The 25,357-nt window shown below is 63.0% G+C and carries 22 protein-coding genes and 3 tRNA genes; 22 read left to right on the top strand and 3 right to left on the bottom strand.

Annotated elements, in window-relative coordinates; translation table 11 throughout:
• Positions 1-118: 118 nt before the first annotated feature.
• The 11 genes from BPSG_RS08840 (at position 119) to BPSG_RS04580 (ending at position 11,806) form a co-directional block, all read left to right on the top strand.
• On the top strand, positions 119-325 hold the full coding sequence (locus BPSG_RS08840; protein WP_026643594.1) for an ADP-ribosylglycohydrolase family protein: 207 nt from the start codon (positions 119-121) through the stop codon (positions 323-325).
• Positions 298-651: an ADP-ribosylglycohydrolase family protein gene (locus BPSG_RS08835; RefSeq protein WP_236822938.1), complete on the top strand. Its 354-nt coding sequence runs from the start codon at positions 298-300 to the stop codon at positions 649-651. Before BPSG_RS08840 ends, BPSG_RS08835 begins: the two co-directional genes overlap by 28 nt.
• A gap of 105 nt (positions 652-756) precedes the next feature.
• Entirely contained in the window at positions 757-2,331 is a 1,575-nt protein-coding gene (locus BPSG_RS08420) for an ADP-ribosylglycohydrolase family protein (protein WP_236822937.1), read from the top strand.
• A gap of 3 nt (positions 2,332-2,334) precedes the next feature.
• Complete coding sequence (locus tag BPSG_RS04615) at positions 2,335-2,964, top strand: HAD domain-containing protein (protein ID WP_026643596.1); 630 nt, start codon at positions 2,335-2,337, stop codon at positions 2,962-2,964.
• Positions 2,965-3,094: 130 nt separating this feature from the next.
• Complete coding sequence (locus BPSG_RS04610) at positions 3,095-3,988, top strand: cutinase family protein (RefSeq protein ID WP_157928619.1); 894 nt, start codon at positions 3,095-3,097, stop codon at positions 3,986-3,988.
• A 70-nt stretch (positions 3,989-4,058) separates the two neighbouring features.
• Positions 4,059-5,414, top strand: coding sequence for a DUF2130 domain-containing protein (locus tag BPSG_RS04605; protein WP_026643597.1), 1,356 nt, complete (start codon positions 4,059-4,061; stop codon positions 5,412-5,414).
• A gap of 114 nt (positions 5,415-5,528) precedes the next feature.
• Positions 5,529-6,680 (top strand): lactaldehyde reductase, encoded by a 1,152-nt coding sequence (fucO, locus tag BPSG_RS04600; protein ID WP_026643598.1) that lies wholly within the window; start codon positions 5,529-5,531, stop codon positions 6,678-6,680.
• A 260-nt stretch (positions 6,681-6,940) separates the two neighbouring features.
• Positions 6,941-8,008, top strand: a complete 1,068-nt coding sequence (locus tag BPSG_RS04595) for a phosphotransferase enzyme family protein (RefSeq protein WP_236822936.1) — start codon at positions 6,941-6,943, stop codon at positions 8,006-8,008.
• A gap of 121 nt (positions 8,009-8,129) precedes the next feature.
• Positions 8,130-9,623 (top strand): amino acid permease, encoded by a 1,494-nt coding sequence (locus tag BPSG_RS04590; protein WP_026643600.1) that lies wholly within the window; start codon positions 8,130-8,132, stop codon positions 9,621-9,623.
• A gap of 49 nt (positions 9,624-9,672) precedes the next feature.
• Positions 9,673-11,037: an aspartate aminotransferase family protein gene (locus tag BPSG_RS04585; protein WP_026643601.1), complete on the top strand. Its 1,365-nt coding sequence runs from the start codon at positions 9,673-9,675 to the stop codon at positions 11,035-11,037.
• 1 nt (position 11,038) lies between these two features.
• On the top strand, positions 11,039-11,806 hold the full coding sequence (locus BPSG_RS04580) for a GntR family transcriptional regulator (protein ID WP_034879015.1): 768 nt from the start codon (positions 11,039-11,041) through the stop codon (positions 11,804-11,806).
• 53 nt (positions 11,807-11,859) lie between these two features.
• On the opposite strand, the gene BPSG_RS04575 is transcribed toward BPSG_RS04580, so the two are convergent.
• Positions 11,860-12,261, bottom strand: a complete 402-nt coding sequence (locus BPSG_RS04575) for a hypothetical protein (RefSeq protein ID WP_026643603.1) — start codon at positions 12,259-12,261, stop codon at positions 11,860-11,862.
• Positions 12,262-12,468: 207 nt separating this feature from the next.
• Between BPSG_RS04575 and BPSG_RS08305 the strand changes: the two genes are divergently transcribed.
• From BPSG_RS08305 to BPSG_RS04550, 5 genes are all read left to right on the top strand, one after another.
• Positions 12,469-13,206 carry a DUF4190 domain-containing protein gene (locus BPSG_RS08305; protein WP_051591997.1) on the top strand — a complete coding sequence of 246 codons (738 nt, stop codon included), beginning with the start codon at positions 12,469-12,471 and terminating at the stop codon, positions 13,204-13,206.
• A gap of 101 nt (positions 13,207-13,307) precedes the next feature.
• Positions 13,308-13,381 (top strand) — tRNA-Asp (locus BPSG_RS04565).
• 35 nt (positions 13,382-13,416) lie between these two features.
• Positions 13,417-13,490: transfer RNA gene (locus BPSG_RS04560), tRNA-Asp, on the top strand.
• A 36-nt stretch (positions 13,491-13,526) separates the two neighbouring features.
• Positions 13,527-13,602 (top strand) — tRNA-Phe (locus BPSG_RS04555).
• A gap of 195 nt (positions 13,603-13,797) precedes the next feature.
• Positions 13,798-14,595 (top strand): MerR family transcriptional regulator, encoded by a 798-nt coding sequence (locus tag BPSG_RS04550; protein ID WP_051592143.1) that lies wholly within the window; start codon positions 13,798-13,800, stop codon positions 14,593-14,595.
• Between the two features lie 65 nt (positions 14,596-14,660).
• Here the strand turns inward: BPSG_RS04550 and BPSG_RS04545 are convergent, their stop codons facing one another.
• On the bottom strand, positions 14,661-15,677 hold the full coding sequence (locus tag BPSG_RS04545) for a glycosyltransferase family 2 protein (RefSeq protein ID WP_026644197.1): 1,017 nt from the start codon (positions 15,675-15,677) through the stop codon (positions 14,661-14,663).
• Between the two features lie 152 nt (positions 15,678-15,829).
• Here BPSG_RS04545 and BPSG_RS04540 point away from each other — a divergent pair, with 152 nt between their 5' ends.
• The 6 genes from BPSG_RS04540 to BPSG_RS04515 all read left to right on the top strand — a co-directional run bounded on the left by BPSG_RS04540 (position 15,830) and on the right by BPSG_RS04515 (position 23,996).
• Complete coding sequence (locus BPSG_RS04540) at positions 15,830-17,359, top strand: AI-2E family transporter (protein WP_080699298.1); 1,530 nt, start codon at positions 15,830-15,832, stop codon at positions 17,357-17,359.
• On the top strand, positions 17,359-18,642 hold the full coding sequence (locus tag BPSG_RS04535) for a glycosyltransferase family 2 protein (protein ID WP_026644196.1): 1,284 nt from the start codon (positions 17,359-17,361) through the stop codon (positions 18,640-18,642). The genes BPSG_RS04540 and BPSG_RS04535 overlap by 1 nt, the downstream gene beginning before the upstream one ends.
• Before the next feature lie 109 nt (positions 18,643-18,751).
• Positions 18,752-19,651, top strand: a complete 900-nt coding sequence (locus BPSG_RS04530; protein WP_371836334.1) for an ABC transporter ATP-binding protein — start codon at positions 18,752-18,754, stop codon at positions 19,649-19,651.
• Positions 19,648-21,297, top strand: a complete 1,650-nt coding sequence (locus tag BPSG_RS04525; RefSeq protein ID WP_051592141.1) for a hypothetical protein — start codon at positions 19,648-19,650, stop codon at positions 21,295-21,297. The genes BPSG_RS04530 and BPSG_RS04525 overlap by 4 nt, the downstream gene beginning before the upstream one ends.
• A gap of 292 nt (positions 21,298-21,589) precedes the next feature.
• Positions 21,590-23,041, top strand: coding sequence for an alpha-amylase (locus BPSG_RS04520; protein WP_034879012.1), 1,452 nt, complete (start codon positions 21,590-21,592; stop codon positions 23,039-23,041).
• A gap of 40 nt (positions 23,042-23,081) precedes the next feature.
• Positions 23,082-23,996 (top strand): transcriptional regulator, encoded by a 915-nt coding sequence (locus BPSG_RS04515; RefSeq protein ID WP_236822918.1) that lies wholly within the window; start codon positions 23,082-23,084, stop codon positions 23,994-23,996.
• An 8-nt stretch (positions 23,997-24,004) separates the two neighbouring features.
• On the opposite strand, the gene BPSG_RS04510 is transcribed toward BPSG_RS04515, so the two are convergent.
• Positions 24,005-25,348, bottom strand: a complete 1,344-nt coding sequence (locus BPSG_RS04510) for a nucleobase:cation symporter-2 family protein (RefSeq protein WP_026643162.1) — start codon at positions 25,346-25,348, stop codon at positions 24,005-24,007.
• Between the last annotated feature and the right edge of the window lie 9 nt (positions 25,349-25,357).

The raw sequence follows: 25,357 nt of genomic DNA, 5'->3' as shown, positions 1-25,357 counted from the left end.
CACGCGTTAGCACAACGGGTGCGGTGGCGGTATTCTGGACGCACATGGCAACGTCTGAAACAGCACATGTGCGGTTCGTCGGCGTGTTCCGGCGGCCGTGGGAGAGACGGAGACGGACATGGACATCGGCGACGAGACAATGCTGCGGCTGCTGCAAAGCGCCATGTACGGCGAGGCGATCGGCGACGCGCTCGGCGTGCCATACGAGGGGCGTATGAGGGACACATTCACCTGCATCACGATGACCTGCAGCGAGGCGGCCGGCATACCCGCTGGCACTTTTCCGACGACACCTCAATGGCACTGGCCACACTGGATTCCCTGATGCATCGCGATGGCGTGGTGGATCCCGACGACCTGCGCGAACGCTACCGCGATTGGCTTTTCGACGGCAAATACACGGCCGACGGCGCGGCGTTCGGCGTGGGGCGCACCACATACCAGGCCCTGCACACCGACCACGGTCTGGGCGGCGAGCGCGACAACGGCAACGGCGCGCTGATGCGCAGCATCCCGCTCGCGTTCTTCGGCGTGGCGGACGATGATGTACGCGCGATGAGCGCCGTCACCCATGTTGATTTTGCATATGAATTTTACGCAGTCTGGAGGTGCCTGCGTACAATTCGCACGCTTTGCAGGGGTTTTGCGTAGTAATTTTACGCAGAGTGTTTGCTGGAGCGTACAATTCGCACGCTCGGTCGCCGCACACTAAGATGGCTTATGGAACGCACACGCACGGAAAGGCGCCGCCGCACCATGGACACCACGAACATCACCCCCGAAGACGAACACGCGGTCATGGCCACCATGGTCCTCATGCAGACCATCATCTACGGCGAGGCGATCGGAGACGCGCTCGGTGTGCCCTACGAGTTCCGCGAGCGCGGCACATTCACCTGCACCGGCATGGTGGGCGGCGGCGCGCACCGGCAACCCGCCGGCACGTATTCCGACGACACCGCGCTCATGCTCGCCACACTCGACTCGCTGCTCTCGTGCGACGGCACCGTGAACGAAGACGACATGCGCGTGCGCTTCCTGGCGTGGCTCGACGACGGCAAATACAGCGCCGACGGCACGGTCTTCGACGTCGGCGGTGCCACCCAACGCGCCTTGCGCGCCGGTCACGGCATGAGCGGCGAGCGCGACAACGGCAACGGTTCGCTCATGCGCATCGTGCCGTGCGCGCTGTTTGACCTGTCTGACAGCGACATCCGCCGGGCGAGCGCCGTCACGCACGCGCACCCGATCAGCATGGACGCGTGCGTGACCTTGGTGCACGTCGCCCGCGAACTGATCGACATGGTGGATGTGCGCGAGGCGCTCGCCCACAACGGATTCGACGGCCTGTGGCACAAGAGTCGGAACGAGATCGAATCCGACGGGTTCGTGCTGCACACGCTCGAAGCTGCGCTATGGTGCCTGTGCACCACGCATTCGTACGCCGATTGTGTGGTGGAGGCGGTCAATCTGGGCTCCGACACCGACACGACCGCAGCGGTCGCCGGCGCGCTCGCCGCCCTTGTCTACGGATTCGAGGATGAGGGCGAGCCCAGTGGCATCCCCGAGGAATGGATGGACGCGCTGCGCGGGCAAGAGCAGTTCCTCGACGTGATCCTAGGCGGTCCGGAAGATGTGGAGACCGACCCGAACGGAGCATACGGCGATGACCCGCTGGTCACGTCCATCTCGAGCAAGGGCCTTGATTTGTTCGACCAGGCGCGCGACCTGTGCTCGCGGGCCGCCATGACCGCCGATGCGGGCACGCGCGCGCAGTTGTTTGCACAGGGTGCTGACCTGCTCACCGAAGCGTATGGGGCGGGCATGTTCGAAGCCGCACAGGTACTCGGCATACTGTATTACGAACGCCATGTGCAGGTCGCAGACGCCGACGCGCAGGCGTTCCTGTGGTTCGGGCGCGGCTGCGAGCATGGCCTGGCTGACTGCGCGTGCTATCTGGGTGATATGCTGCGCGACGGCCGCGGGCCCGACCACGAGCCGGATGCGCAAGCCGCCTTGGACTATTACAATCTGGCGTTCGACCTTGCGCAAGAGCGTTTCGACTTGGACGATCTTGACGATTTGGCGTCATTCGCCATCATCGCGCTGCGCTTGGGCGAAAGCTACGAGCGCCGTGTGCAGGATGGGCTGGACAGTGCACAGGCAGGGGATTTCGCATTCATGCATTACGCCATGGCCGCCACCATCGCCGAGCGCGTGGTGCGCTTGGGCGCGTGTGCCCTGGGCAAGGAGCTGCGCCTCGCCCAAGACGGCGTGGAGCGCATGCGACCGTATGCCAGCCCGGAATCACTCGAACACGAACGCATGTGAGCCATGGCGCGTGCAATTGTCTACACCGATTTCGACGGTGTGCTCAACGCGTTTCCGGAGGCCGAACCCACGCCCAGCGACCTCTATTCGCCCGAACGCGCATTCCGGTTGGACGGGGAAGCGACCGTGCATGTGGGCAGTGGCGCGGCCTACCGCATACGCTGGTCGAGCGAACTCACCGACGCCTTGCATGAGCTCGCATGCACAGGCGCGATTGAGCTGCAGTGGTTGTCCACATGGCAGCCGTACACGGCGCTGCTCAATGAACGGCTCGGTTGGAACGCGCAGATCATCGGCACGGTGCAATGGTACGACCCGATCACCTATACCGGGTTGCGCGACGGCAAATACCGCGCCGTCGCACGCCGTGTGGAAGTGGAAGCGGACGGAGGCGACCCCGCGCCGATCGTCTGGATTGACGATGAGGAATGCACACGCACGCGGTGTGACGAGCTGCGTGCGTCGGCGCCGGTCGCACCCGTGCTCATGGTGCGGCCGGACAGCCGCATCGGCATCTCCCGGCGGCAGTGGGCGCTCATCTGCGCGTTCATCGCGAATCCGCGCGCGTTCGACGACGTGACGCTCGACGTCGAGCCGACACTGCGCGAGCACGAAGGCCACATGGGCTACTGATGCGCGTTTGCGCGGAAGGGCATGGATTTGCAAAACCATTGCGCATATTTGCGGTCCAGATGGCGGTGGTGCGGCGGATCGCATCTATAATGCATGGGCAAGGCAACGGCAGAGAGAAGGAGCGCACACCGTGAGCACACACCGCACTTGGGCCGTCAGGGCAGCCGCCGCCGTAGTGGCGTTCCTGCTGACCGGGGCGTTGGCGGCATGTGGATCGGCTTCTGCACAAGACGATGAACCCCACGCCCAGGAAGCCGCATCGTCCCAGTCCCCGGTGGCGGGTGATTCGGGCGATGCGCCCGCCGAAACGCAGGGAGAGGAGCAGTCGCTTGCTGCGACGCTGCTGTTCAACGGGCCAAGCCACACGGATACGGCCGCACCCGGCGCATGGGGCGAATCGGGGTGTGATGCGCAGAAGCAGGCGCGCATCATCGTGGTACGCGGCACCGAGGAGCCGGCGGGGCAGTCGTTGATGAGCCCATTGGCGAGCCGCATCGCCGCCGAACTCGGCGATCATGCGCAGGTCAGCGATCTGGACTACCCGGCGTCGTGGGAATCGGGCAGTGAGGCGGCCGGCGTCAACCGGCTCATCGCCGTGCTCAACGCGCAGAGCGCGCAGTGCCCGGCCATGCGCACCGTGCTCCTCGGGTATTCGCAAGGCGCGATGGTTGTCGGGGACGCGCTCAGCGCGCCGGACACGCGGTTCAACGAAGACAACGGGTATGAGCTCTCCCCAGTGGCGCGCGGGCACATCGTGGCGGTGGAATTGTATGGCGACCCGCGGTTCAGCGCCGCCGCCTCATACAATTCCGGGGATTTCGACCGCGCGGTCGACGGCATCCTCGGGGCAAGGGGAGCGGAGGATTTCGGTGAGATCGCCGACCGCACCGTCAGCTTCTGCATGGCGCGTGACTTCGCGTGCCAAGTGGGCGGCGACACCGAACCGCACGGCAGCTATGCCACGAACGGCATGCTCGACGAAGGCATGAAATACGCAGTGGACCGCGTGAAGGCCACATTCTAGAATCGGCCCGCGGCGCCGCCCTATACTGGACGGAGCCAGCCGCGCGCCCAAGTGTACACAGGAGGGGACCATGCAGCACAACATCACATGTCCGCATTGCGGGGAGGCGTTCACCATCGACGAAGCGGGATATGCGGATATTGTGCAGCAGGTGCGCAACGCGGAGTTCGAGCGCGAACTCAAGGACCGCGAAAAGCTCATCGAAGAAGACAAGCGCAAAGCGGTCGAACTCGCCGAGGCCAAGGCCGCGGGCGAACTGCAGCAGGCGGTCGCGCAGAAAGAGGCGCAGATCGCGCAGCTGCAGGCACAGCTCGACACGATCGACTTGCGACAGCAGATGGCGGTGGAGCAGGCGCGCGCCAGTGCGGGCAAAGAGCAGGAGTCGCTGCGCGCGCAACTCGAACAGGCCAAGCGCGACCGCGAGCATGACGCCGAGCTCGCCGAGGCGCGGCTCGCGGCGCAATTGCAGCAGTCTGTGGCGGAAAAAGACGCGCAGATCACGCAATTGCAGACCAAACTCGACCGCGCGCAGCTCGAAAAGGACCTGGAGAGCAAATCGCTCAAGGAACGCTACGAGATGCAGTTGCGCGACCGCGACGACGAGATCGAACGCATGAAGGACTTCAAGGCGCGCCTTTCCACGAAGATGGTGGGCGAATCGCTTGAGCAGCACTGCCAGAACGAGTTCAACTCGATGCGCATGGGCGCCTTCCCCAATGCGTATTTCGAGAAGGACAACGACGCGCGCACCGGCAGCAAAGGCGACTTCATCTTCCGTGACTACGACCGGCCGGAAGGTGAGGAGGAGCGCACCGAAGTCATCTCGATCATGTTCGAGATGAAGAACGAGAACGAGACGACCGCCACCAAACACAAGAACGAGGACTTCTTCAAGGAGCTCGACAAGGACAGGCGTGAAAAAGGCTGCGAATACGCGGTGCTCGTCTCGATGCTCGAAGCGGACAGCGACCTGTACAACCAAGGCATTGTGGACGTCTCGTACCGCTACCCGAAGATGTATGTGATCCGCCCGCAGTTTTTCATCCAGATGATCACGCTGCTGCGCAACGCGGCGCTGAACTCGCTGCAATACAAGCTGCAGCTCGAGGAGATGCGCATGCAGAACATCGACATCACGCATTTCGAAGACAGGCTCAACGAGTTCAAGAGCGGGTTCGAACGCAATTTCAATCTGGCCTCCCGCAAATTCCAGACCGTGATCGACGAGATCGACAAGTCGATCGACCACCTGCAGAAGACCAAGCAGGCGTTGATCGGCTCGGAGAACAACCTGCGGATCGCCAACAACAAGGTGCAGGACATCACCGTGCGCAAACTGACGTACAAGAACCCCACGATGCAGCAGAAATTCAAGGAGGCGCGCGAGGCGAAGGCACTGGAGGGCGGCGAGGTGAGCGGCGACTGACCGGGGCTGAGCACATGCCGGCGTGTCGCATGGGCGCCGGCGTGCCGGGCTGGCTAGACTGGGCAGCAGTCGTTCCAGTGAAGCAACGACCCGGTTCCCAAAAGGAGTGCAGACATGGTCTACCGCATGATTTTCAACCAAACCGCGTATTTTGGCAGGGGTGCGATCAAGGAGATTCCGACCGAGGCGAAGGCGCGCGGATTCACGAAGGCGTTCATTGTCACCGATCCCGTGCTCGTGGAGAACGGCACGGTGAAGAAAGTGACCGATGTGCTCGACGAGGCGCAGATCCCCTACGAGATCTTCGACGATGTGCAGCCGAACCCACCGGTCGAGAACATCCAGCACGGTGTTGAGGAGTTCAAGAAGTCGGGCGCCGACTTCCTCATCGGCCTCGGCGGCGGCAGCCCGCAAGACACATGCAAGGGCATTGGCATTGTGGTGACGAACCCTGAGTTCTCCGACGTGCTCTCGCTTGAAGGCGTGGCCGCCACCAAGAACCCGAGCGTGCCGATCTTCGGCGTGCCGACGACCGCCGGCACTGCTTCGGAGACCACGATCAACTACGTGATCACCGACACGAAGAACAAGCGCAAGTTCGTGGCCGTCGACCCGCACGACATCCCGGTCGTGGCGTTCGTGGACCCGGACCTGACCGACGGCATGCCGCGAGGCCTCAAGGTGGCCACGGGTCTCGACGCCCTGACGCACGCCATCGAAAGCGTGATCACGCCGGGCGCATGGAACCTCTCCGATGCGCTGTCGATGCAGACGATCCGCATGATCGCCCAGAACCTAGCGAAGAGCGTGGAGGGTGACAAAGACGCGGGTGAACAGATGGCCTATGCCTCCTACATCACCGGCATGTCGTATTCGAATGTGGGCTTGGGCCTTGTGCACGGCATGGCGCATCCGCTCGGTGGCCGCCTCGGTGTGGCGCATGGCGTGGCCAACGGCATCCTGCTTGCGCCGGTCATGGAGTACAACAAGGACTATTCGGGCGAGAAGTACCGCGACATCGCCGATGCGTTCGGTGTCGAGGACGCCTACACCGGAGACCTGGAGCATGTGCGCGACGAGGCCGTGCAGGCCGTCGCCCAGCTCACCCGGGATTTGGGCAACCCGACGACGATCAGCGAAGTGGGCGCCACCGAAGAGGACCTTGAGCCGCTTGCCGCGGACGCGTTCGCCGACGTGTGCACGCCGGGCAATCCCCGCAAGGCCACGCAGGAGGATATCCTGGAGATCTACCGCAGCCTGATGTAAGGCGTTGCATTGGCGCTGTGATTGGTGCCGCCGCTGTGGGTGCAGACCTGCAGCGGCGGCACCGTTTTTGTATGTGGCATCAAGCGCATGCCGGCATGGCGGTGTTCCGCGCGCAGGGGGCAGCGTAACACGCCATTAATCTGCATGCCGGTTTTCTTTACGGCCTTGTAACCGTGGGCGGGCGAGTGGAAACGCCGCAACGCGCAGAATCGAGATAACCCGCACGGCAGAGGCGGCGGCATCGAGGAAACGAGGTCATCATGCAAGCGATCGTGAGTCTGCTCGACAATCCTGTGGACGTGGTCTCGCTGAGCACGTTCAGCGACCTGACGAAAGGCGCCCCGGCCCCGCACTGGTTGTTTCGCGGGGTGTGCGGCGCGTGGGGCATCGAACCCGAGCGCGCCGAACTCAATCTGATCACCGTCTCGGAAAACGCGACATTCGTGCTGCTGCTCGACGGGCGGCCCGAAGGCGTCGTGCGCGTCTCGCAGCCAGGGTATGTGGGCGGCCCGGAAGCGGTCGCCTCCGAAATCGCATGGCTCGCCGCCCTGCACGAAATCGACGGTGTGCGTCTCATCGACCCCGTGCCGACCGTGCGTGGCACATTCGTCACGAAGATCCGCGACCTGAACGGCGTGGGCTGGATGGTCGTCTCCACGAAATTCGTGGAGGGCACTGTGCTCGAAGACCTCGACGACCCCTCGCAGTACTACCGCACAATCGGCGAATGGTCGGCCAAGTTCCACGAGCAGTCGCGCCACTGGCACCAGCCGTTTGGTTTCAAACGGTTCAACTGGGGCATCAGCGACATGGTGGGGGCGTCCCCGCGCTGGGGCCGCTGGGAGACCGCAGACCTGAGCGACGCCGACCGCCACCTGTGTGAACGCGCGCTCGACGCCGCGCTCGCCGTGATGAACACCTACCCGCGCAACAGCCACACATGGGGTCTGATCCACGCCGACCTGCGCCCCAGCAACATCATCCGCGCAGACAACGGCGACCTGACCGTCATCGACTTCGACGACGCCGGCTACAGCTGGTACCTCTACGACTACGCCTCGTCGCTCAGCTTCGTCGAACACAAGCTCTACGCCCCGCAGCTCGCCAAAGCCTGGCTCGACGGGTACGTGAGCGTGGCTGGGCCGATGTCTTCCGAGGAACTGCACGTCATGTCGGCGCTCTCGATGATCCGCCGCCTGCAGATGCTCGGCTGGACCACGAACCACCGCGAAGACGCGCTGCCCGAAGGATTGGCCGCCGAACAGGCCGCCGGCACCGTGCAATGCGCGCGCAACTACCTCGCGGACGCCCAGTGGCTGCTGCGGTAGCCGCACCCAAGACTCACCATCCAATCCATCCAACAACCCAACCAAACAACCAATAACCCAACCAACACAGTAGGAATCCATGCAATAACGCATACCGACAATCGAGAGGCAGGCGATCACCATGTCATCGTCCAGTATTTCAGGAACCGGCCTTGGGTCGGTCACCTATGTGGCCACCGACAAGGATTACTTCAAGAAGCGCCAACTCAAGCGCACCGCGGGGGCCTTCGGCCTGTGGGCCATCGGCGTCTCCGCCGTCATCTCCGGAGATTTCTCCGGATGGAACGGCGGCATCGCCCAAGCCGGATGGGGCGGCTTCCTCATCGCCGCCATCGTGGTCTACGTCATGTACGTGCTCATGCTCAACTCGATCAGCGAAATGGCGTCCGCCATGCCGCACACGGGCGGCGCCTACTCGTTCGCGCGAGCCGCGATGGGCCCGTGGGGCGGCTTCTTCACCGGGCTGGCGGAAACCGTGGAATATGTGATGACCGCGGCCACCATCGTCTACTTCTCGTCCGCCTACGCAGACGCGATCCTCTCCGATCTCACCGGCTTCTCACTCACTGGCGCCGGGTACCAGTGGGTGTGGTGGCTCGTCATCTACACCATCTTCGTGACCCTCAACTGGGTCGGCGCCGAAACATCATTCCGCTTCGCGCAGGTCGTGTCGATCGCCGCGCTCGCTATCGTCGCGTTCTTCGGTGTGAGCGCCGTGTTCAGCGGCTCGGTTGACTTCGCCTCGCTGTTCGACATCGCGCCCACCGCCGGCAACAACGCGTTCCTTCCCTTTGGCGTAGGCGCCATCTTCTTCGCGATGCCGTTCGCCATGTGGCTCTTCCTGGGCATCGAACAGCTGCCGCTCGCCGCCGAAGAGGTGCGCGATCCCGAACGCAACATCCCCAAGTCGTCGCGCCTGTGCATCTTCACCCTCGGCATCAGCGCGCTCGTCGTCGTCTTCCTCAACCCCTCGGTCATGGGCGCCGCCGCGCTGAGCGGGTCGGACGAACCACTGCTTGACGGGTTCCGCGCAGTGCTGCCGAGCAATCTTGCGGCGGTGCTCTCCGCGTTCGCGCTCATCGGACTGCTCGCCTCGGTGCAGGGCATCACGTTCGCGTACGGCCGCAACTTGTATTCGCTGAGCCGCGCCGGCTACTACCCGGCATTCCTTTCGCTCACCGGCAAGAAGAAGACGCCGTACTGGGGCCTCGTCGTCGGCGCGGTGATCGGATTCGCCGCCCTGTTCATCATCGCGTACGGCGGTGAGGGCGCCGGTTCCGTGGTGCTCAACATCGCCGTGTGGGGCGCGGTGCTCGCGTACCTGCTGCAGATGGTCTCGTACGTGCTGCTTCGTCGCAACATGCCGAACATCAAGCGCCCATTCGTCAGCCGCTTCGGTGTGCCGGGTGCGGTCGTGGCCGGTTTGCTCTCGTTTGCGATCTTCGTGGCCGTGCTGCTCAACCCCGACTACCGGCTCGCCGTGTATGTGATGGTGGGCATCTACGTGGCCGCCACCGTGTTCTTCGCGCTCTATGGACGCAAGCACCTTGTGCTCTCACCCGAAGAGGAGTTCGCGGCTTCCGGCGGCACCGCGGCATACAAGACGCACGACTGACGCCGCACACCACCAACACCACTTGTGAACCAATAAAGGAGACATGGCCATGGCAACTCGCTCCACCATCATGGACACCAACAGCTTCCGCCCCGAGATGGCGGCGGCTCTCGACCCCGAAACACGCCGCCTGACCGAGGAACGCGATGTGCTCGGCCCCGCATACCGCCTGTTCTACCGCACGCCTGTGCACTTGGTGAAAGGCGAGGGGGCGCATGTGTGGGACGCCGACGGCACGGAGTATCTGGACGTCTACAACAACGTCGCCTCCGTCGGCCACGCCCACCCGCGCGTGGTGGAAGCGATTGCCCGCCAAGCCTCACTGCTCAACACGCATACGCGCTACCTGCACGAGAACATCCTCAACTACGCCGACGATATCCTCTCCACGATGCCTGACGAGCTCAACCGCATCATGTTTCAGTGCACCGGCTCCGAAGCGAACGATCTGGCCGTGCGCGTGGCGCAGGCCTACACCGGTGGCGAGGGTGTGATCGTGACGGCCGAGGCCTACCACGGCAATTCCGCGCTCACCTCCAAACTCTCGCCGGCCCTCGGCACCGCGCAGGATCTGGGGCTGACCATGCGCATGATCCCGACGCCCGACACATACCGCCTGTCCATCGACGGCAAGCCGGCCAGCGTCTGCACAGCGGAGGAATTCGGTGGCTGGATGGCGGCCGAGGTGCGAAAAGCCGTGGCCGACATGAACCGCCACGGCATCAGGTTCGCGGCGTTGCTCGCCGATTCGATCTTCTCGTCGGATGGCGTCTATCCCGATTCGGTCGGCTATCTGCAGCCGGTCATCGACACCGTGCACGAACTGGGCGGCGTATGGATCGCCGACGAAGTGCAGCCGGGGTTCACCCGCACCGGCGACGCGTTCTGGGGGTTCGAACGGCAGGGGATCGTGCCCGACCTGGTCACGAGCGGCAAGCCGATGGCCAACGGCCTGCCCACGTCGCTCATGGCCGCACGACAGGAAGTGCTCGAGCCATTCGCCGGCTCCATCCCGTACTTCAACACCTTCGGCGGCAACCCCGTGTGCATGGCCGCAGCGCAGGCCACGCTCGACGTGATGCGCAGCGAAGACACGATGGGCAACGCCAAGCGCGTGGGCGCGGTGTTCAAGCAGGCGGTCACCGACCTCATGCCCGCCCACCCGTGCATCGGCGACGTGCGTGGGGCCGGCCTGTACATCGGCTGCGAAATCGTCAAGCCGGGCACCAAGGACCCCGATCAGGCCGCCGCGCTCGACATTCTCGAGACACTGCGCGCGCACCATGTGCTCACGTCGGTGTGCGGCCGGTTCGGCAACATCCTCAAACTGCGCCCGCCGCTCGTGTTCAGCGAGCAGGACGTGGACTGGTTCATGAGTGCCTTCACCGACACACTGCAGGAACTCGGTCTGTAATATGGAGCAACCCAACTCCACCACCGCCACGCGCACGAACGTCGAAGACGTCGTGCGCGTTGTGCGGCAGATCATTGCGCAACGCGAACTCATGCCGGGTGAAAAACTCGGCACCGAGCGCGCGCTCGCCGAACTGCTTGGCGTCTCGCGTTCGAATCTGCGCGTGGCGCTCGCCGAACTCGAATCGAATCACGAGATTGTGCGCAAAATCGGCCGTGCCGGTGGCATCGTCGTCTCCGACGGCCGGTTGGAACGCAATCTCAATACTGTGGAATCACTCACGCAGATCGCCAAGAGGCAGGGATGGGCGCTCCAGTCCATTGTGCTCAGCGCCGTCGTGGCGCCGGCATCGGCGTCCGATATGCGGTTGCTGCGGCTGCCCGCGGACCGGCCGACGGTGTATGCGGTCACACGCCTGCGCATGCTTGGCGATGCCCCGCTCTCTGTGGAGACGAACCATCTGCCCGCATATCTGTTCCCGGGGTTCCTCAACCGTGACCTGAGCATGTCGTTCTACGGGCTGTTCCAACAGGAATACAAGATCCGACCGCAGCGCGTGGATGAGACGCTCGACTATGCGCCGGCTTGCGAGGCGGCGGCGCGCCGCCTGCATGTGCCGGCTGGCGCACCGACACTGCGGATCAACCGTGTGGCCTATGACCAGCAGGGCCGGCCGTGCGAGCGCGCCACCGATGTGTATGACGCTGCCCGCATCCGATTCACGATGCACCATTCGGGGTGTGTGCGGCTGTCCGCATCACAGCGGTGAGTCGCACAAACCCCGAATGGTTGTGCGATCGCATATGGATTGGGCTGTGCCGGTCAGTCGGTGATCGCGTCACGCACGCGCGAGGCGGCGTCCTCGACATGTCCCGGGATGTCGTGCACATAATCGGAGATGGTGTTCATCGCGTGGCGCACTTCGGCGTTGCGTGCCAGACGCTTTGGGTCAGCTTCCTTGGTGATGTGCTTCACGTCGCCCTTGAACTGCTTGATCTGGCGCGAGAGCGTGCACTCGTTGTGCTTGTCGCGCAGATAGCAGTAGAGCCAGATGCCGGCGCCGATGAACAGGATGCCGGCCGCGATGCCGCAGATGATCGCGGCGATGTTCACGTTGTGCTCGGAATCCTCCACATCGGCTTCGTCCGGATTGTCATCAGGGCTCGTCAGTTCGTCGAGCTCTTCGTCGGTGAGCCTGTCGATGGTCTCGTCGTCGTTTGCCATGGTTGCCTCTTTTCGTTGATGGACCGCTACGTTCCACCGTACGGGGTTTTGCGTGCCGTGGGGCGGGTATCCTCTTACGGCAATAAAGCGCGCATATGGGGGAGGAGGTGCTTACCGATTACGGTTCCGGCATATGAGATGCGCGTGATGCGCGGTATGGTCGATTGTATGGAACCACCCAGAGTGCACTGTTACACTGTGGTTTTTATGGCAGAACAGTACCCTTACGGTCAAGAACCGATGAACGAATCCCCACAGGGCTCCGCGCAGGAACCCTACAACACCGAACCCACGCCTGTGCCGACCTACGCCGAACCGCAGTACGGTCAGCCGAGTGCACAGCCATATGGCCAGACGTACGACGCGCCACAGTATGGTGGACAGCAGACGCCGCAGTACACGCAGACGCAGATTCCCCCGGCGGTGCCGCAGCCGCCGTACGGCCAGATGCCGCCGCAGGGCATGTATGGCATGGCGGAACCGCAGCACAAGTGGAACGTCATGTGCATCGTAGGCTTCATCCTGTCGTTCCTCATCGCCCCGGCCGGCCTGATCATCTCGATCATCGCGCTTGTGCAGATCAACAAATCACACGAGAAGAGCAAGGGCATGGCCATTGCGGGCATTGTGATCGGCGCGGTGATGACCGTGCTGTCCGTGCTGAGCATCTGGCTGGTGTTCTGGGCGGTCAACGCGGTCTCCGACCACCCCGAATGGAGCAATGTGAACGGCACGGTGTGTAAGAACGGCAAGTGCACGGTCTGTCACAACGGCGATTGCCTGGTCTGCGACGAAGACGAATGCGACATGCTCGACTTCGATTCCGACTATGACTCCGATTATTCGGCATACCGCGAAGGTGTCGAATCGCCCGATGCCGCAACGTTGCCGTTCCAGGTTTCGCCGGCGTCGGTCGTCACGTATCAGGTGGATCTGGCGCACTGAGTGCGGCCACGGTGTAGGCGACACGCCGTGAGTTGCGCTTAAGGGGCGTTTGAGTATTATATACATCTGTTGTCCCGGTGAGGTTCTCACTAGGAAGCAACGGCCGCGTAGCTCAGTTGGTTAGAGCGCCGCCCTGTCACGGCGGAGGTCGCCGGTTCAAGTCCGGTCGTGGTCGCTTTGGTCACGGAGATTCGTTCTCCAGTGGTCCAAGGCCGCGTAGCTCAGTTGGTTAGAGCGCCGCCCTGTCACGGCGGAGGTCGCCGGTTCAAGTCCGGTCGTGGTCGCGAAGTCCACTCACAGTTGTTGATGTGGATTGTTCTGGCTCTGTAGCTCAGTTGGTAGAGCGAACGACTGAAAATCGTTAGGTCAGCGGATCGATGCCGCTCGGAGCCACCATCGGCCTCCCGCCTCATGTAGGCGGGAGGTTTTTTGTTTCCGCCGGCGGAACATCCTAGCTTTTCGGCGTGTCGATTTGCTTGTGACGCGGCGTCATATGCCATATTCGGGGCCATGCGGGCCGGTGGGGTGGTCGAATCGGCACCTCCGTCCGCTCGTCAACCCGAATCAACACAGCATGGATGGAGCAACACCATGACCGAATCGACAACCGAATACACCCCAACCCAATACACCACCGGCGAATTGGCGAAACGGTGCGGCGTCTCGGTGCGCACCGTACAGTATTACGACAACCGCGGCGTGCTCGTGCCGAGCGAGGTGAGCAGCGGTGGGCGGCGTCTGTACGACGAGCAGGACGTGCGCCGCCTTTCCGTGATCACGTTCCTGCGTGGACTGGGATTCTCGATCAGCCAGATCGCTGATTTGCTAGCCGATGACCAATCCTCCGCATACATCGATTCGCTCATTGCCGCCCAGCGCATGCAGCTGAGCAAGCAGATCGAGCTGGACCAGTCACGTCTACGCACGCTCGATGCGTTGCGCAAGACCCTCGGGCGGGTCGATGATTGCGACCGCACCGACCTGCATGCGTTCTCCGATGCGGCATTCGTGACGCGTAGGAAAACCGGACTCAAGCGGATTCATGGCACGATGCTGGTAGTCGGCGGCGTCATGGATGTCCTCGAGATCGCACTGCTTGCCATCTGGATCATGACCGGCAATTGGGTCCCATTCGTGATTGGTCTGGTGCCCATCGTGCTGTTGGGCGTGGGGATATCGGTGTATTACTTCCGTTCGGTGGCGTACCTGTGCCCGAATTGCCATACGGTGTTCCGGCCCAAGTTCTCCCGGATGTTCTGGTCTGCGCATACGCCGTATTCGCGCAAGCTCGTCTGCCTGAATTGCCGATATGATGGCTGGTGCCTCGAGGTGCCAGCCGCGCACACTGGAACGGACATGGAGACCGGTGAGCCGATGATCATCGTGTGAGGGAGCATACAACGGTGCCCGCGCAATCATGCTGACCACGCGGGCACCGGCACGGGAAATCCCCGTCAGTTGGACATCTTGGAAACAGGCTCCGGTTGTGGGGCTTCGGACTCGGCATCGGTCGGGATGTCCTCGTTGACCTCGCTGATGCCGTCGATGTCGGTGGGGACTTCGCTGATGAACTCCTCGATGCCCGGCAGGTCATCCAGATTGTCGCCTTCACGGCGGGCCAGATTCACCTGCTCACGGAACCACATGCGCACGGCCGGATTGATGTCCTTCGCCTTCAGGTACTGCTGGTAGACGGGGAACAGCGCGTGCAGCCACGGGTACATCAAATACAGCGTGCGCTCGGACTTGTGGCTGCGCCAATGCTGCGGGTGGGCCTCGAAGGTGTTCTTGAACCGCTTCATGTAGTTGCGGAACGACTTGAACGACGTGTCCATGCGGCGCGCCGAGATGCCGCAGATCATGCGCTCCGAATACACCGTCTTGAGACCGCGGCCAAGCAGGTGCAGCGAGACGTCGATGTCCTCGTGCATCACATCCTCTTTGTCGAGGCACACCTCGTTCGCAATGAGCTTCCACGCGGAGACGCGCAACGCCATGTTGGAGCCGAACAGCAGCACTTCGCCGCCGTCCGCGCGGTAGGTGTGTCGGCGCACGGAATCATCGCCGCGCAGCGCCATGCGGCGTGCGGGCATATCATAATACGTCACAGGGCCGGTGGCTCCCATCGCCTCGGAATCCTCGGTGAAGATGCCCGACACCACTTCGACCCAGTCGGGTTTGAGCATGCAGTCCGCATCCACACGGCCCAGCACGTCGCCGGTCGCATGGTTCAGCCCGTAGTTGCGCGTAGGAATCAGTCCCTGCTCCTCGTCCTGATGGAGCAGGCGGATCGGCGCCTCGGGGTGCTCCTGCATGTACTGCTGCACAATCGCCACGGTGTTGTCGGTGGATCGGTTGTCTACCACGATGACCTCGTGCGGCATGACCGTCTGCCTGAGTGCGTTGTCGAGGCAATCGGTGATGCGGTCCTGCTCATTCCACGTGGGGATGATAATCGATACATTCAACATATGCTCTAGAATATGTGTGCGCCCGTACACGGCGTTCATATATATAGTCTCGCGATGTGCTTGTTCACTGTGCGCGTGCAATACGGACCACAGGCCGCCCAACTGGCTCAATGCCGGATTTCCCAGTGACGGTTTGTGGTTAAATAAGGGGCATGACCGAACAGAGCGCGAACAATCAGAAGAAACTGGACGTCAATTCGCTGTTCCCGTCGAAGGGCGATCCGCGCAGGCCACCCGAATGGTATGGGCGGGCGCTGTTCTATGCCGTGATCGCCGTGTATCTGGGGTGGTTCGCCTTCACCTCGTGGGGCAAGATCACCTACATTGTCTTCGACATCATCATCGCGCTCTTCCTTGCTCTTGCGGTCGAACCGCTCGTCATACGCCTGATCAAGCACGGGTGGAAGCGCGCGGTGGCGTCGGTCACCTGTCTCGTGGGACTCCTCGTCATCGTGGTTGTGTTGCTCGGCCTGTTCGGCAACATGTTCGTGCAACAGCTCATCTCGATGGTCAAGGGACTGCCGGACCTGTACAACCAGTTCGCCGCGCTCATCGCCGAGAAAACACAGTTCAAACTGCCTGAGATGAACGATCTGGGCGGCGAGATCATGAAGAACGTGAAAGGGTCGTGGGTCACCGATTTCGCCGGCCAGGCCGTGAGCACCACCATGGGCGTGCTGGGGCAGATCCTCAACTTCACCACGGCGATCATGGTCGCATTCTACATCTCGATCGCCGGCCCCAAGTTGCGCCGCAGCCTGTGCCAGTGGATTGCCCCGCATTCGCAACGCCGGTTCCTGATGGTGTGGACCGTGGTCCAGGACCAGATTTCCGGCTTCCTGTTCTCCCGCTCGATCCTCGCCGCGATCAATGCCGCGTGCACGGCGGTGTTCCTCATGATCATCAAAGTGCCGTATTGGCTGCCACTCGCGCTGTTCTGTGGCGTCGTCTCCCAGTTCGTGCCGACACTCGGCACCTACATCGGCGGCGCGCTGCCCGTCATGTTCGCATGGGGCGAGCGCGGCTTGGGCTATGGCATTGGCGTCGTCGTGTTCATCACCGTCTACCAGCAGATTGAGAACCTGCTGCTTTCTCCGAAGATCTCCGAACGCACCATGGATCTCAACCCGTGCATCGCGTTCCTCACCGTACTGCTCTTTGGCTCGCTGTTCGGCGCGTTGGGCGCGTTCCTGGCGTTGCCGATCACCGCGAGCATCCAAGTGCTGCTCAAGGTCTCGATGAAGCGTTACCCGCTTGTGGATATGCCGTTGATGAACGATCCCAAGCCGAAGAAGAAGTCGAAGATGGTCGAGGCGGCGGATGCGATCAACGAACATGTGATCAAGCCGGTGAGCGACCGCATCCCGCGCCAGGCCAAGGGGTCGAGCGGGCATGTGACCTTCGACGACCAGATCAAGGAACTGCAGCACCAGGTCTACGATTACCCCGACGACGCCACACAGCCGGTGAGCGAGGATTTGCCGACTGTGGCGATTCCGAAGAACGTGTTCGACGCGCAGCACACACCGCACGGCAGCGGTTTGGACGCCCTGCGCGCGCAGTCCGCAGACGCAGCAGGCGCCGCCCATGACGAAGACGGGCACCCCGGCGCGTCGGGTGAGGATTCCGCCGACGCAGGCAAAGACAGTGCGACGGACAACCCAAGGAGCCGCTGGCGCTGATGCTGTTACTGACGATTCTTGACATCCTGCTCATCGTCGTGGGCGGCGTGGGCATGGGCTATCAGGCCCTGTGCATCCTCATCTCGCTGTTCGCCAAACCGGTCGTCTTCCCGGCGGCCCCAATGGACAAACGCTACGCCGTGCTGATCTCGGCGCGCAACGAGGAGGCGGTGATCGGCAATCTGATCCGCGACATCCAGCTGCAGTCCTACCCGACCGACCTCATCGACATCTGGGTCGTGGCGGACAACTGCACCGATTCCACCGCGCAAGTGGTGCGCGACCTGGGCGGCAACGTGGTCGAGCGGTTTGACACGACGCAGATCGGCAAAGGTTACGCGCTCACCTACCTGCTCAACACGATGATTGCATCGCGCGCGGCCGACGCCTATGACGCGTTCTTTGTGTTCGACGCCGACAACCGGCTCGACGAGCATTACTTTGAAGAGATGAACAAGGGCTTCCAGTCCGGCTTCCGCATCCTCACAAGCTACCGCAATTCGGTGAACCTTTCCGAAAACTGGGTGTCGTCGGGTTCCGCGCTGTGGTTCATCCGCGAATCGCGCTTCCTGAGCGCCTCGCGCATGTGGCTCGGCAACAGCTGCCATGTGGGTGGCACGGGCTTCATGTTCTCGCAGAGTGTGATGCGCCGCAACAAGGGCTGGAAGTTCCACCTGCTCACCGAAGACCTCGAGTTCACGATGGATTCGCTGCTGCACGGCGACCGCATTGGGTATGTGGGCACGGCGATCCTCTACGACGAGCAGCCGGTCACCTTCGCGCAGAGCTGGCGCCAGCGCCTGCGCTGGAGCAAAGGGTTCCTGCAGGTGTTCCGCTACTATGGCCCCGCCTTGGTGCGCCGCGCGATCAAGGAACGCGATTTCGCGGCCATCGACTTCACGTTGCTGCTGTGCCCGTTCACGTTGCTGACGATGATCCGCATCGCGCTGGGCGCCATCTACGCCGCGTTCGGATTCGTGACGTGGCAGAGCCAGCTCGGTTCGCTGTTCAACTGGGTCAATGGCATTGTCTATTCGATCATCTTCATGATGGCGCTGGCGGCGCTCACAATCGTGGTGGAACGCAAGCAGATCGGCGCCACCAACAAGGAGCTGTTCGCCTATGTGCTGAGCTTCCCGATCTACATGCTCAGCTATGTGCCGATTTCGTTCCAGGCGGTGTTCGCCAAGGCGGAATGGAAGCCGATCGAGCACAAGGGTGGTTCTGCGGAGCCGGCGGTGGAATCGTCGGCGGAGCACGCGGTGGAATCCGCTGCGCAGTAAATCGCCCGTACGCCGTTCCATCTCGTGAACCCAAACGGGTGGGCCCATGGGTGCTTTGCTAAGGTGCCATATGACCTTGAAGCCGGACGAACCGGAAGAAACGGACAGTATGAGCACTCCAACCCCTACCGCAGCACCCACTCCAGCACCCATGGCGCCGGTCCAGGCGCCGATGCCCCCGGCCATGCAGCCCAACCCCGCCATGGCCGTTTCAATCCGAGGCCTGTTCAAACGCTTCGGCAACAAAGTGGCCGTGAACGGCCTGTCGCTTGACATCCCCACCGGCTCGTTCTACGGCCTGGTCGGCCCCAACGGCGCCGGCAAGACCACCACGATCAACATGCTCACCGGTCTGCTGGTGCCGGACGGCGGTGTGGCGATGATCCTGGGGCACAACGTATGGCAGGACGTGAACGCCGCCAAACGCCTGATCGGCCTCATGCCGCAGCCCGAACAGATCTTCCCCACACTCACCGGCATGCAGCTGGTGGTCTACGCAGGCATGCTGCGTGGCATGCCGCGCGCCGAGGCCGCGGCCCGCGCGAAGGACCTGATCGCCGCGTTCGACCTGACGGCCGCCGCGAACATCATGGTGCGCGACTATTCCGCCGGCATGACCAAGAAGATCTGCCTGGCCACGGCGATGATCCACAGCCCGCGCATCCTTGTGCTCGACGAGCCTTTCGAATCGGTCGACCCGGTGTCGAGCGCGAACATCAAAGACATCCTCGTCGATTACGTGCACACCGGCGGCACCGTGGTCATCTCCTCGCATGTGATGGCGCTCGTGGAACGCATGTGCACCCATGTGGCCGTGGTCAACCAAGGCCAGGTCGTGGCTGCGGGCACCGTGGCGCAGGTCGCCGCCGGCGAGGACCTCGAAGAGCGCTTCCTGCAGCTTGTGGGCGGCCGCCATGGCGCCGCGCACATCGCCTGGCTCGACGGCGGCGCAGACGGCCAACCGGCGCCTGCCGTGCCGCAGACGCCGGCGGGGGAGGTGCGGCGATGAGCGCACCGGCAACGCAACCGGCCACCACCTCCGCCACGCCGTGGACGCTCGTGCGTCTGCGCTGGGCCCTCACGAACGCCGCGCTCAAGACATCACCGTGGCAGATCGTGGCCTATGTGCTGGCCTATCTGCTCGCTGCCGGCACCGTGGTGGGCACAGGTGTACTCGCCTTCGCCGTGGGCCACGGCATGGCGCACGACGTATGGCCGTACCTGCCGGTGATCATGCCGCTCGCGGGCACCGCCGGCATCCTGTTCGTGGCGCTGCTGCAGGCCATGTTCATCGGCGAGAACTCCACGATGAGCATGGACAAGTTCGCCCCCTACGGCATTCCGGACCGCACGCTGCAACTTGGCCTGCTGCTCGCAGGGCTCACCGGCATCCCGGCCATCACCGCGCTCGTGAGCTTCATGCTGTGGGCGATGGCGTACCGCGGGTTCGGTGCCGCGGCTGTGGCCAGCCAGCTGGTGGCCGCCCCGCTGATCGTGCTCACCGCGATGTGCGTGTCGAAGGCGCTGCTGGCGGTGGCCGACATCATCACCGATTCGCAGGCCGGCAAGAACATCTTCTACGTCGTGGTCATTGTGCTGTTCGTGGCGTTGGCGCAGATGCCGAACATCCTCATGATCAACGAGGTGTCGGTCGAGGCGGCCTCGCTCATCCCCGTCGCCCGCGTGTTCGGGTGGCTGCCGTTGGGCGCGCCGTTCATGCTGCCGTTCGACGCCGCCAACGGCCAGTGGCTCTTCTGGGTGCTGCATGTGCTGTGCGCGTTGGCGCTGTGCGCCGTGTGCTTCCTCGTGTCGCAGTGGTGCCTGCACTGGCAGCGCACGCACAGCAGCGACGCGGTGCGCAGCAAGGTGGCCAAGGGTCTCGGCCTGTTCTCGCGCATGCCCGACAGCCCGTCCGGCGCCATCTCCGCGCGCTTGGGCAGCCTGCTGCGCCGTGACGCGCGCCAGTCGATGATGTACATCATGCCGCTGTTCTTCGTGGTGATCTTCGCGCTCGAAAACAAGGACATAGGATCCTGGTTCGTGTGGATGGGCGTGCTGCTCGGCGGCATGTTCATGTCGCTCACCGAATCGAACGGCCTCGCGTATGACGGCCAGGGGTTCGTCATGGAGGTCATCGCCGGCACGCGCGCGATCGACGACCGCACGGGGCGTGTGCGCATCTACCTGATCATCGACACGGTGTACATCGCGCTGCTTTCCGTGATCACCTTCATCATCACGGGCGACTGGTCGAGCCCAAGCGGACTGGCGGGCGCCTTCACGTTCATCGCCGCCAGCTGGGGCTGGGCCGTGGCGTCGCTCGGCGTGGCCGAGATGTTCAACTGCTCGGTCCTCTACCCGGTGCCGTCGATGGCCAAGCCGTTCACCAATCCGCAGGGGCGCGGCGCCGCGCAGGCGTTCCTGCCGTTCCTGTACATGCTCGCGTCGCTCGCGAGCATCCTGCCCACGGCCGTCGTCGCGATCGTCATCTTCGCGACCGGCAATGGCGCGGCCTACCCGTGGATCATCCCCGTGGCGCTCGCCAATGGCGTAGTATTCCTGTGCCTTGGTACATGGCTGGGCGCTAAGCTGTTGCGTACCCGCATGCTCAAAGTGGTCCAGACGCTGGACTCCTTTGCGGCATTGCAGCAATAAACAGGCCTTGGGGCGCACGCCCGGGCCCGGCAGGCGGACGTGTGGAAGGAAGGGCGCGCGGTGGAGCAGTTGACGGACGACGAGCGGCGCCAGTGGAAGCGCGCACGCGCACGCCGAGCCCTCACCGTGGCGCTCGCCGCGCTCGTCTCGCTCGCCTTGGCCGCCGGTGCCGTGGCCGGCGACCTGACCGATATGATCCCGGGCCCGCTTACCTTGCGGGAAGTCGCACAATCCGAAGTTCACACAAGCGCCACAGTGCTCGAAGGCGGCACGATCACCCAACCACGAGACGATGCTGCAATGCTTCGAATGGTATCTGCCCGACGACCACGGGTTGTGGAATTGGATTGCGGCGCAGGCGCAGGACCTCGCCGCCGCCGGATTCACGATGGCATGGCTGCCTCCGGCATACAAAGGACAGGCGGGTGACGCGGACGTCGGCTACGGCGTCTATGACATGTACGATCTCGGCGAATTCGACGCGAAAGGCTCGGTGCCGACGAAATACGGGTCACGCGGCGACTACCTGGGCGCGATCCGCACATTGCACGGCCACGGCCTGCGCGTCCTCGCCGACATCGTCTTCAACCACAGGATGGGCGCCGACGGTGAGGAACGCGTCACCGCGCACGTCGTCGACGTCGACGACCGTACCGTGAACGACAGGACGGCGATCGAACGCACACTCGACACCGTCTACGATTTCCCAGAACGTGACGGTACGTATTCGACGTTCCGTTGGAACTGGCGTGACTTCACCGGGACCGACTACACCGCCAACGACGGCAGCACCGGCATCATGCGCTTCGCAGGCAAGCAGTGGAGTGACAACGTGAGCCACGAACGCGGCAATTTCGACTACATCATGGGCGACGATGTCGATGTCAACGAACCCGAAGTCGTCAAGGAACTGACCGATTGGGGGATTTGGTACACCGAGACGACCGGCGTGGACGGCTTTAGGCTCGACGCCGTCAAAAGCATCGACGCGAAATTCTTCAAGCCATGGCTCAAGACGATGCGCGAGCATGGCAACCATCCCGATTTCGCTGTGGGGGAGTATTGGTCCGGCGATGTCGATGAGCTGACCGGCTACCTCGACGATTGCGGGCATTGCATGACGCTGTTCGACGTCGCGCTGCACTTCGCGTTCGAACACATCTCGCACAATCCGGCATCATATGACCTGCGCTCGCTCGCCGCGCATACGCTCACTGACATTGAACCCGCGTACGCGTGCGCATTCGTGGACAACCACGACACACAGCCGGGGCAGGCGCTCGAATCGTGGGTGCAGCCGTGGTTCAAACCGCTCGCGTACGCCTATATCCTGTTGCGCGATAGTCCCTACCCATGTGTGTTCTTCGGCGACTGGTACGGCATGCCGCACGAGGGCACCGCACCGACGCCGTTCCTGCATGAACTGGTGTGGACACGCGCGCATCTGCTCGGGGACGTGATTGTGCCGCAGCAGGGGGACGATGCGCGCACCCTGTGCTGGAAGGTGGACGGACCGCATCCGCTGTACGTCGTGCTCAACACGGCGGATGATCAGGTCGTGCGTAACGTGCGTGACGAACATCTCGCCTCGCGCACGTTCGTCGACATGTGTCACCCGGATGCGACCGTCGTCGTCGCGGACGATGGTCGCGCGTCGTTGCCATGCCCACAGCGCGCATGCGCGGTCTACATGGACGCGGACGATTACGCTGTACTACAGGAGGCCATGCGGCGCCGCGTGTGAGCGCAAGCAGACCGACAGGCCGGAACGGAGGGGGAGACCAATGGACACGAAGAAGGACGGTTCGGCCGTCGCGACACCGACAGCACAGGAATCGACACTGCAGCAAATCGCCGCGCACGGTGACTACTTCGGCTACGACGTGCACATGCGACGGCGCGCGCTCAGGCTCGCGACAGGTGTCGCCGTCATCATCCTCGGATTCGCGGCTGGCGGGTTCTTCGCGTTGCTGCCCGAGCGCAACACCGCGGATGTTGAGGAGATCGTCAAAGGCATCAACAAGCTCATCGGATTGATGACGCATGAGATTGTCGAGTTGCCGGAAGTGCAGAAGCATCCGGAGACGTTCATCATCGAAATCATCGGCATCCTCATCGGATACACGATCCTCAAGCACACGTCGGAGGACCACGACGACTACTGCCGCGCGTTCAGGCGCATCGAGCAGTTCTACACTCCACGCGCACGCCGGCAGGGGTGGGAACTCAACACGCTGTGCGTAATCCTCGCGACGGCCATCATCATCAGCGTGCACGCTGTGATCATGCGCTGGGGCATGACCTGGTCCGCACCCCTCGTCGGCGGCCTGTCTCGACTGAGCATCGCGGCCGGGTGCTGGCTCTACATCTACGGATTCGTCATGGGGGCGCGCACAAATCTCTTCCTCTACAATTTCAAGGCGTTGCGCCTCATCAACATCTATGAGCTCGGCGCGAGCGAATCCGACGAACGCCGCGAAATCCAGCTCGCCGAGAAGAAACTATGCGACTTCTCCTCGTCGCTCACGAGTTTCGCGACGTTTTTCGGCATCCTCGGTGCGCTCGCGCTGTACTTCCTGCCGACGTTGCGCACGACGTACTTCTGGATGCCGCTTGCGGGCGCGCTTGTGGTGACGATTGTCATCAAATGGATTGTGATCCATTACGCCAAGACCAAGTACGAGCCGGATTTCGACTAAGGGTTCCCTCAATCCTTCTGCGGTGGTGTAGTGAGGAATCGTTCCTCACCGGGCAGCAGCAGATTGAGCACCACCGCCACCACGAACGCCACCGCGATGCAATTGTGCGCGAAAATCGACTGGAACAGCGGCGGGAAGTGCACGAAGATCGCCGAGACCTGCGTGAAGCCGATGCCGATGGTCAGGGAAAGCGCGGCGATCGTGATGTTGCGCTGCGTATAGCCGGCGTCAGAGATCATCTGGAAGCCCGAGAGGATGATGTTGCCGAACATCATGATCGTGCAACCGCCGAGCACCGCCTGCGGCATGGAATTGAAGACCTCGGACACAGCCGGCACGAAGCTCGCGAGCACGAGCAGCAGGCCACCCGAGAGGATCACCTTGCGGTTGACGACCTTGGTCATGGCCACCAGACCGATGTTCTGGGCGAACGAGGTCAGCGGCAGGCAACCGAACAGGCCGGATACCGACGAGATCAGGCCGTCGCCTGCGATGGCGCCAGCCGTCTCCTTCTCGGTGGGCGCGCGGTCGAGGCCAACCTTGGTCAGCGCCGCGGTATCGCCCAGCACTTCGACGGACGAGACGACGTAAAGCAAACCGATCGAGATGATGGCACCCCAATCGAATTCCGGCTTAAAAGGCATGAACGTGGGCAGGCTCACCACTTGCAGGTGTGCGAATCCGCTGAAATCCACCTTGCCGAAGCACAGTGCCAGCACGTAGCCCACCACTAGGCCGAACAGCACGGAAAGCTGCTTGGCCACACCTTTCATGAGCAGCTGGAACGCAAGGCATGCGACCAATGAGACCGTGCCGAGCGTGAGATTCTGCCAACTGCCGAAATCCGGTGCACCCGAGCCGCCGCCGAAGCTTTCGGCGCCCACGGAAAGCAGTGAGAAGCCAATCGACGTGACCACCACGGCGGACACCACTGGAGGTACGAACCGCGCCCAATACTGGGCCGTGAGCCCCAAGGCGACTTCGAGCAGGCCGCCGACGAGCACCGCACCCACTACGGCCCCATAGCCTTGTTGGCCCACGATGGCGATCGCCGCGGCCACATAGGTGAACGAGATGCCAGTGACCATCGGCAGTCGCGATCCGATGCGCCATATGCCGTAGAGCTGCAGGCAGGTGCCCAAGCCCGCCACAAGCAGACCGGACTGGATGATGCGTGCGGAATCGGTGGCGCTCATGTGGCCTGCTGCAGCCACGAGGAAGATGGGGGCGAGATTGGCCACGAACATGGCGAGCACATGCTGCACCCCGAACGGGATGCCACGCCAGAACGAGACGGGTGCGTCGAGTGACGAAAGCGTGGCGAACGAGACTTCACTGCGGTGCTGCTTCACCTTGGACTC

The organism is Bifidobacterium pseudolongum subsp. globosum, assembly GCF_000741295.1.
Classification (GTDB): Bacteria; Actinomycetota; Actinomycetes; order Actinomycetales; family Bifidobacteriaceae; genus Bifidobacterium; species Bifidobacterium globosum.
Note: the sequence above shows the minus strand (reverse complement) of the source record. Positions and strands in the feature narration are given on the sequence as shown.

What these genes read in the sequence shown, in the direction of transcription:
- BPSG_RS08420 (WP_236822937.1), top strand. Translation starts at nt 757, where the DNA reads ATGGACACCACGAACATCACCCCCGAAGACGAACACGCGGTCATGGCC.
- BPSG_RS04590 (WP_026643600.1), top strand. Translation starts at nt 8,130, where the DNA reads ATGTCATCGTCCAGTATTTCAGGAACCGGCCTTGGGTCGGTCACCTAT.
- BPSG_RS04540 (WP_080699298.1), top strand. Translation starts at nt 15,830, where the DNA reads ATGACCGAACAGAGCGCGAACAATCAGAAGAAACTGGACGTCAATTCG.
- BPSG_RS04535 (WP_026644196.1), top strand. Translation starts at nt 17,359, where the DNA reads ATGCTGTTACTGACGATTCTTGACATCCTGCTCATCGTCGTGGGCGGC.
- BPSG_RS04605 (WP_026643597.1), top strand. Translation starts at nt 4,059, where the DNA reads ATGCAGCACAACATCACATGTCCGCATTGCGGGGAGGCGTTCACCATC.
- BPSG_RS04520 (WP_034879012.1), top strand. Translation starts at nt 21,590, where the DNA reads ATGCTGCAATGCTTCGAATGGTATCTGCCCGACGACCACGGGTTGTGG.
- BPSG_RS04550 (WP_051592143.1), top strand. Translation starts at nt 13,798, where the DNA reads ATGACCGAATCGACAACCGAATACACCCCAACCCAATACACCACCGGC.
- BPSG_RS04580 (WP_034879015.1), top strand. Translation starts at nt 11,039, where the DNA reads ATGGAGCAACCCAACTCCACCACCGCCACGCGCACGAACGTCGAAGAC.
- BPSG_RS08840 (WP_026643594.1), top strand. Translation starts at nt 119, where the DNA reads ATGGACATCGGCGACGAGACAATGCTGCGGCTGCTGCAAAGCGCCATG.
- fucO (WP_026643598.1), top strand. Translation starts at nt 5,529, where the DNA reads ATGGTCTACCGCATGATTTTCAACCAAACCGCGTATTTTGGCAGGGGT.
- BPSG_RS08835 (WP_236822938.1), top strand. Translation starts at nt 298, where the DNA reads ATGGCACTGGCCACACTGGATTCCCTGATGCATCGCGATGGCGTGGTG.
- BPSG_RS04585 (WP_026643601.1), top strand. Translation starts at nt 9,673, where the DNA reads ATGGCAACTCGCTCCACCATCATGGACACCAACAGCTTCCGCCCCGAG.
- BPSG_RS04545 (WP_026644197.1), bottom strand. Translation starts at nt 15,677, where the DNA reads ATGTTGAATGTATCGATTATCATCCCCACGTGGAATGAGCAGGACCGC.
- BPSG_RS04530 (WP_371836334.1), top strand. Translation starts at nt 18,752, where the DNA reads ATGAGCACTCCAACCCCTACCGCAGCACCCACTCCAGCACCCATGGCG.
- BPSG_RS08305 (WP_051591997.1), top strand. Translation starts at nt 12,469, where the DNA reads ATGGCAGAACAGTACCCTTACGGTCAAGAACCGATGAACGAATCCCCA.
- BPSG_RS04615 (WP_026643596.1), top strand. Translation starts at nt 2,335, where the DNA reads ATGGCGCGTGCAATTGTCTACACCGATTTCGACGGTGTGCTCAACGCG.
- BPSG_RS04525 (WP_051592141.1), top strand. Translation starts at nt 19,648, where the DNA reads ATGAGCGCACCGGCAACGCAACCGGCCACCACCTCCGCCACGCCGTGG.
- BPSG_RS04595 (WP_236822936.1), top strand. Translation starts at nt 6,941, where the DNA reads ATGCAAGCGATCGTGAGTCTGCTCGACAATCCTGTGGACGTGGTCTCG.
- BPSG_RS04515 (WP_236822918.1), top strand. Translation starts at nt 23,082, where the DNA reads ATGGACACGAAGAAGGACGGTTCGGCCGTCGCGACACCGACAGCACAG.
- BPSG_RS04575 (WP_026643603.1), bottom strand. Translation starts at nt 12,261, where the DNA reads ATGGCAAACGACGACGAGACCATCGACAGGCTCACCGACGAAGAGCTC.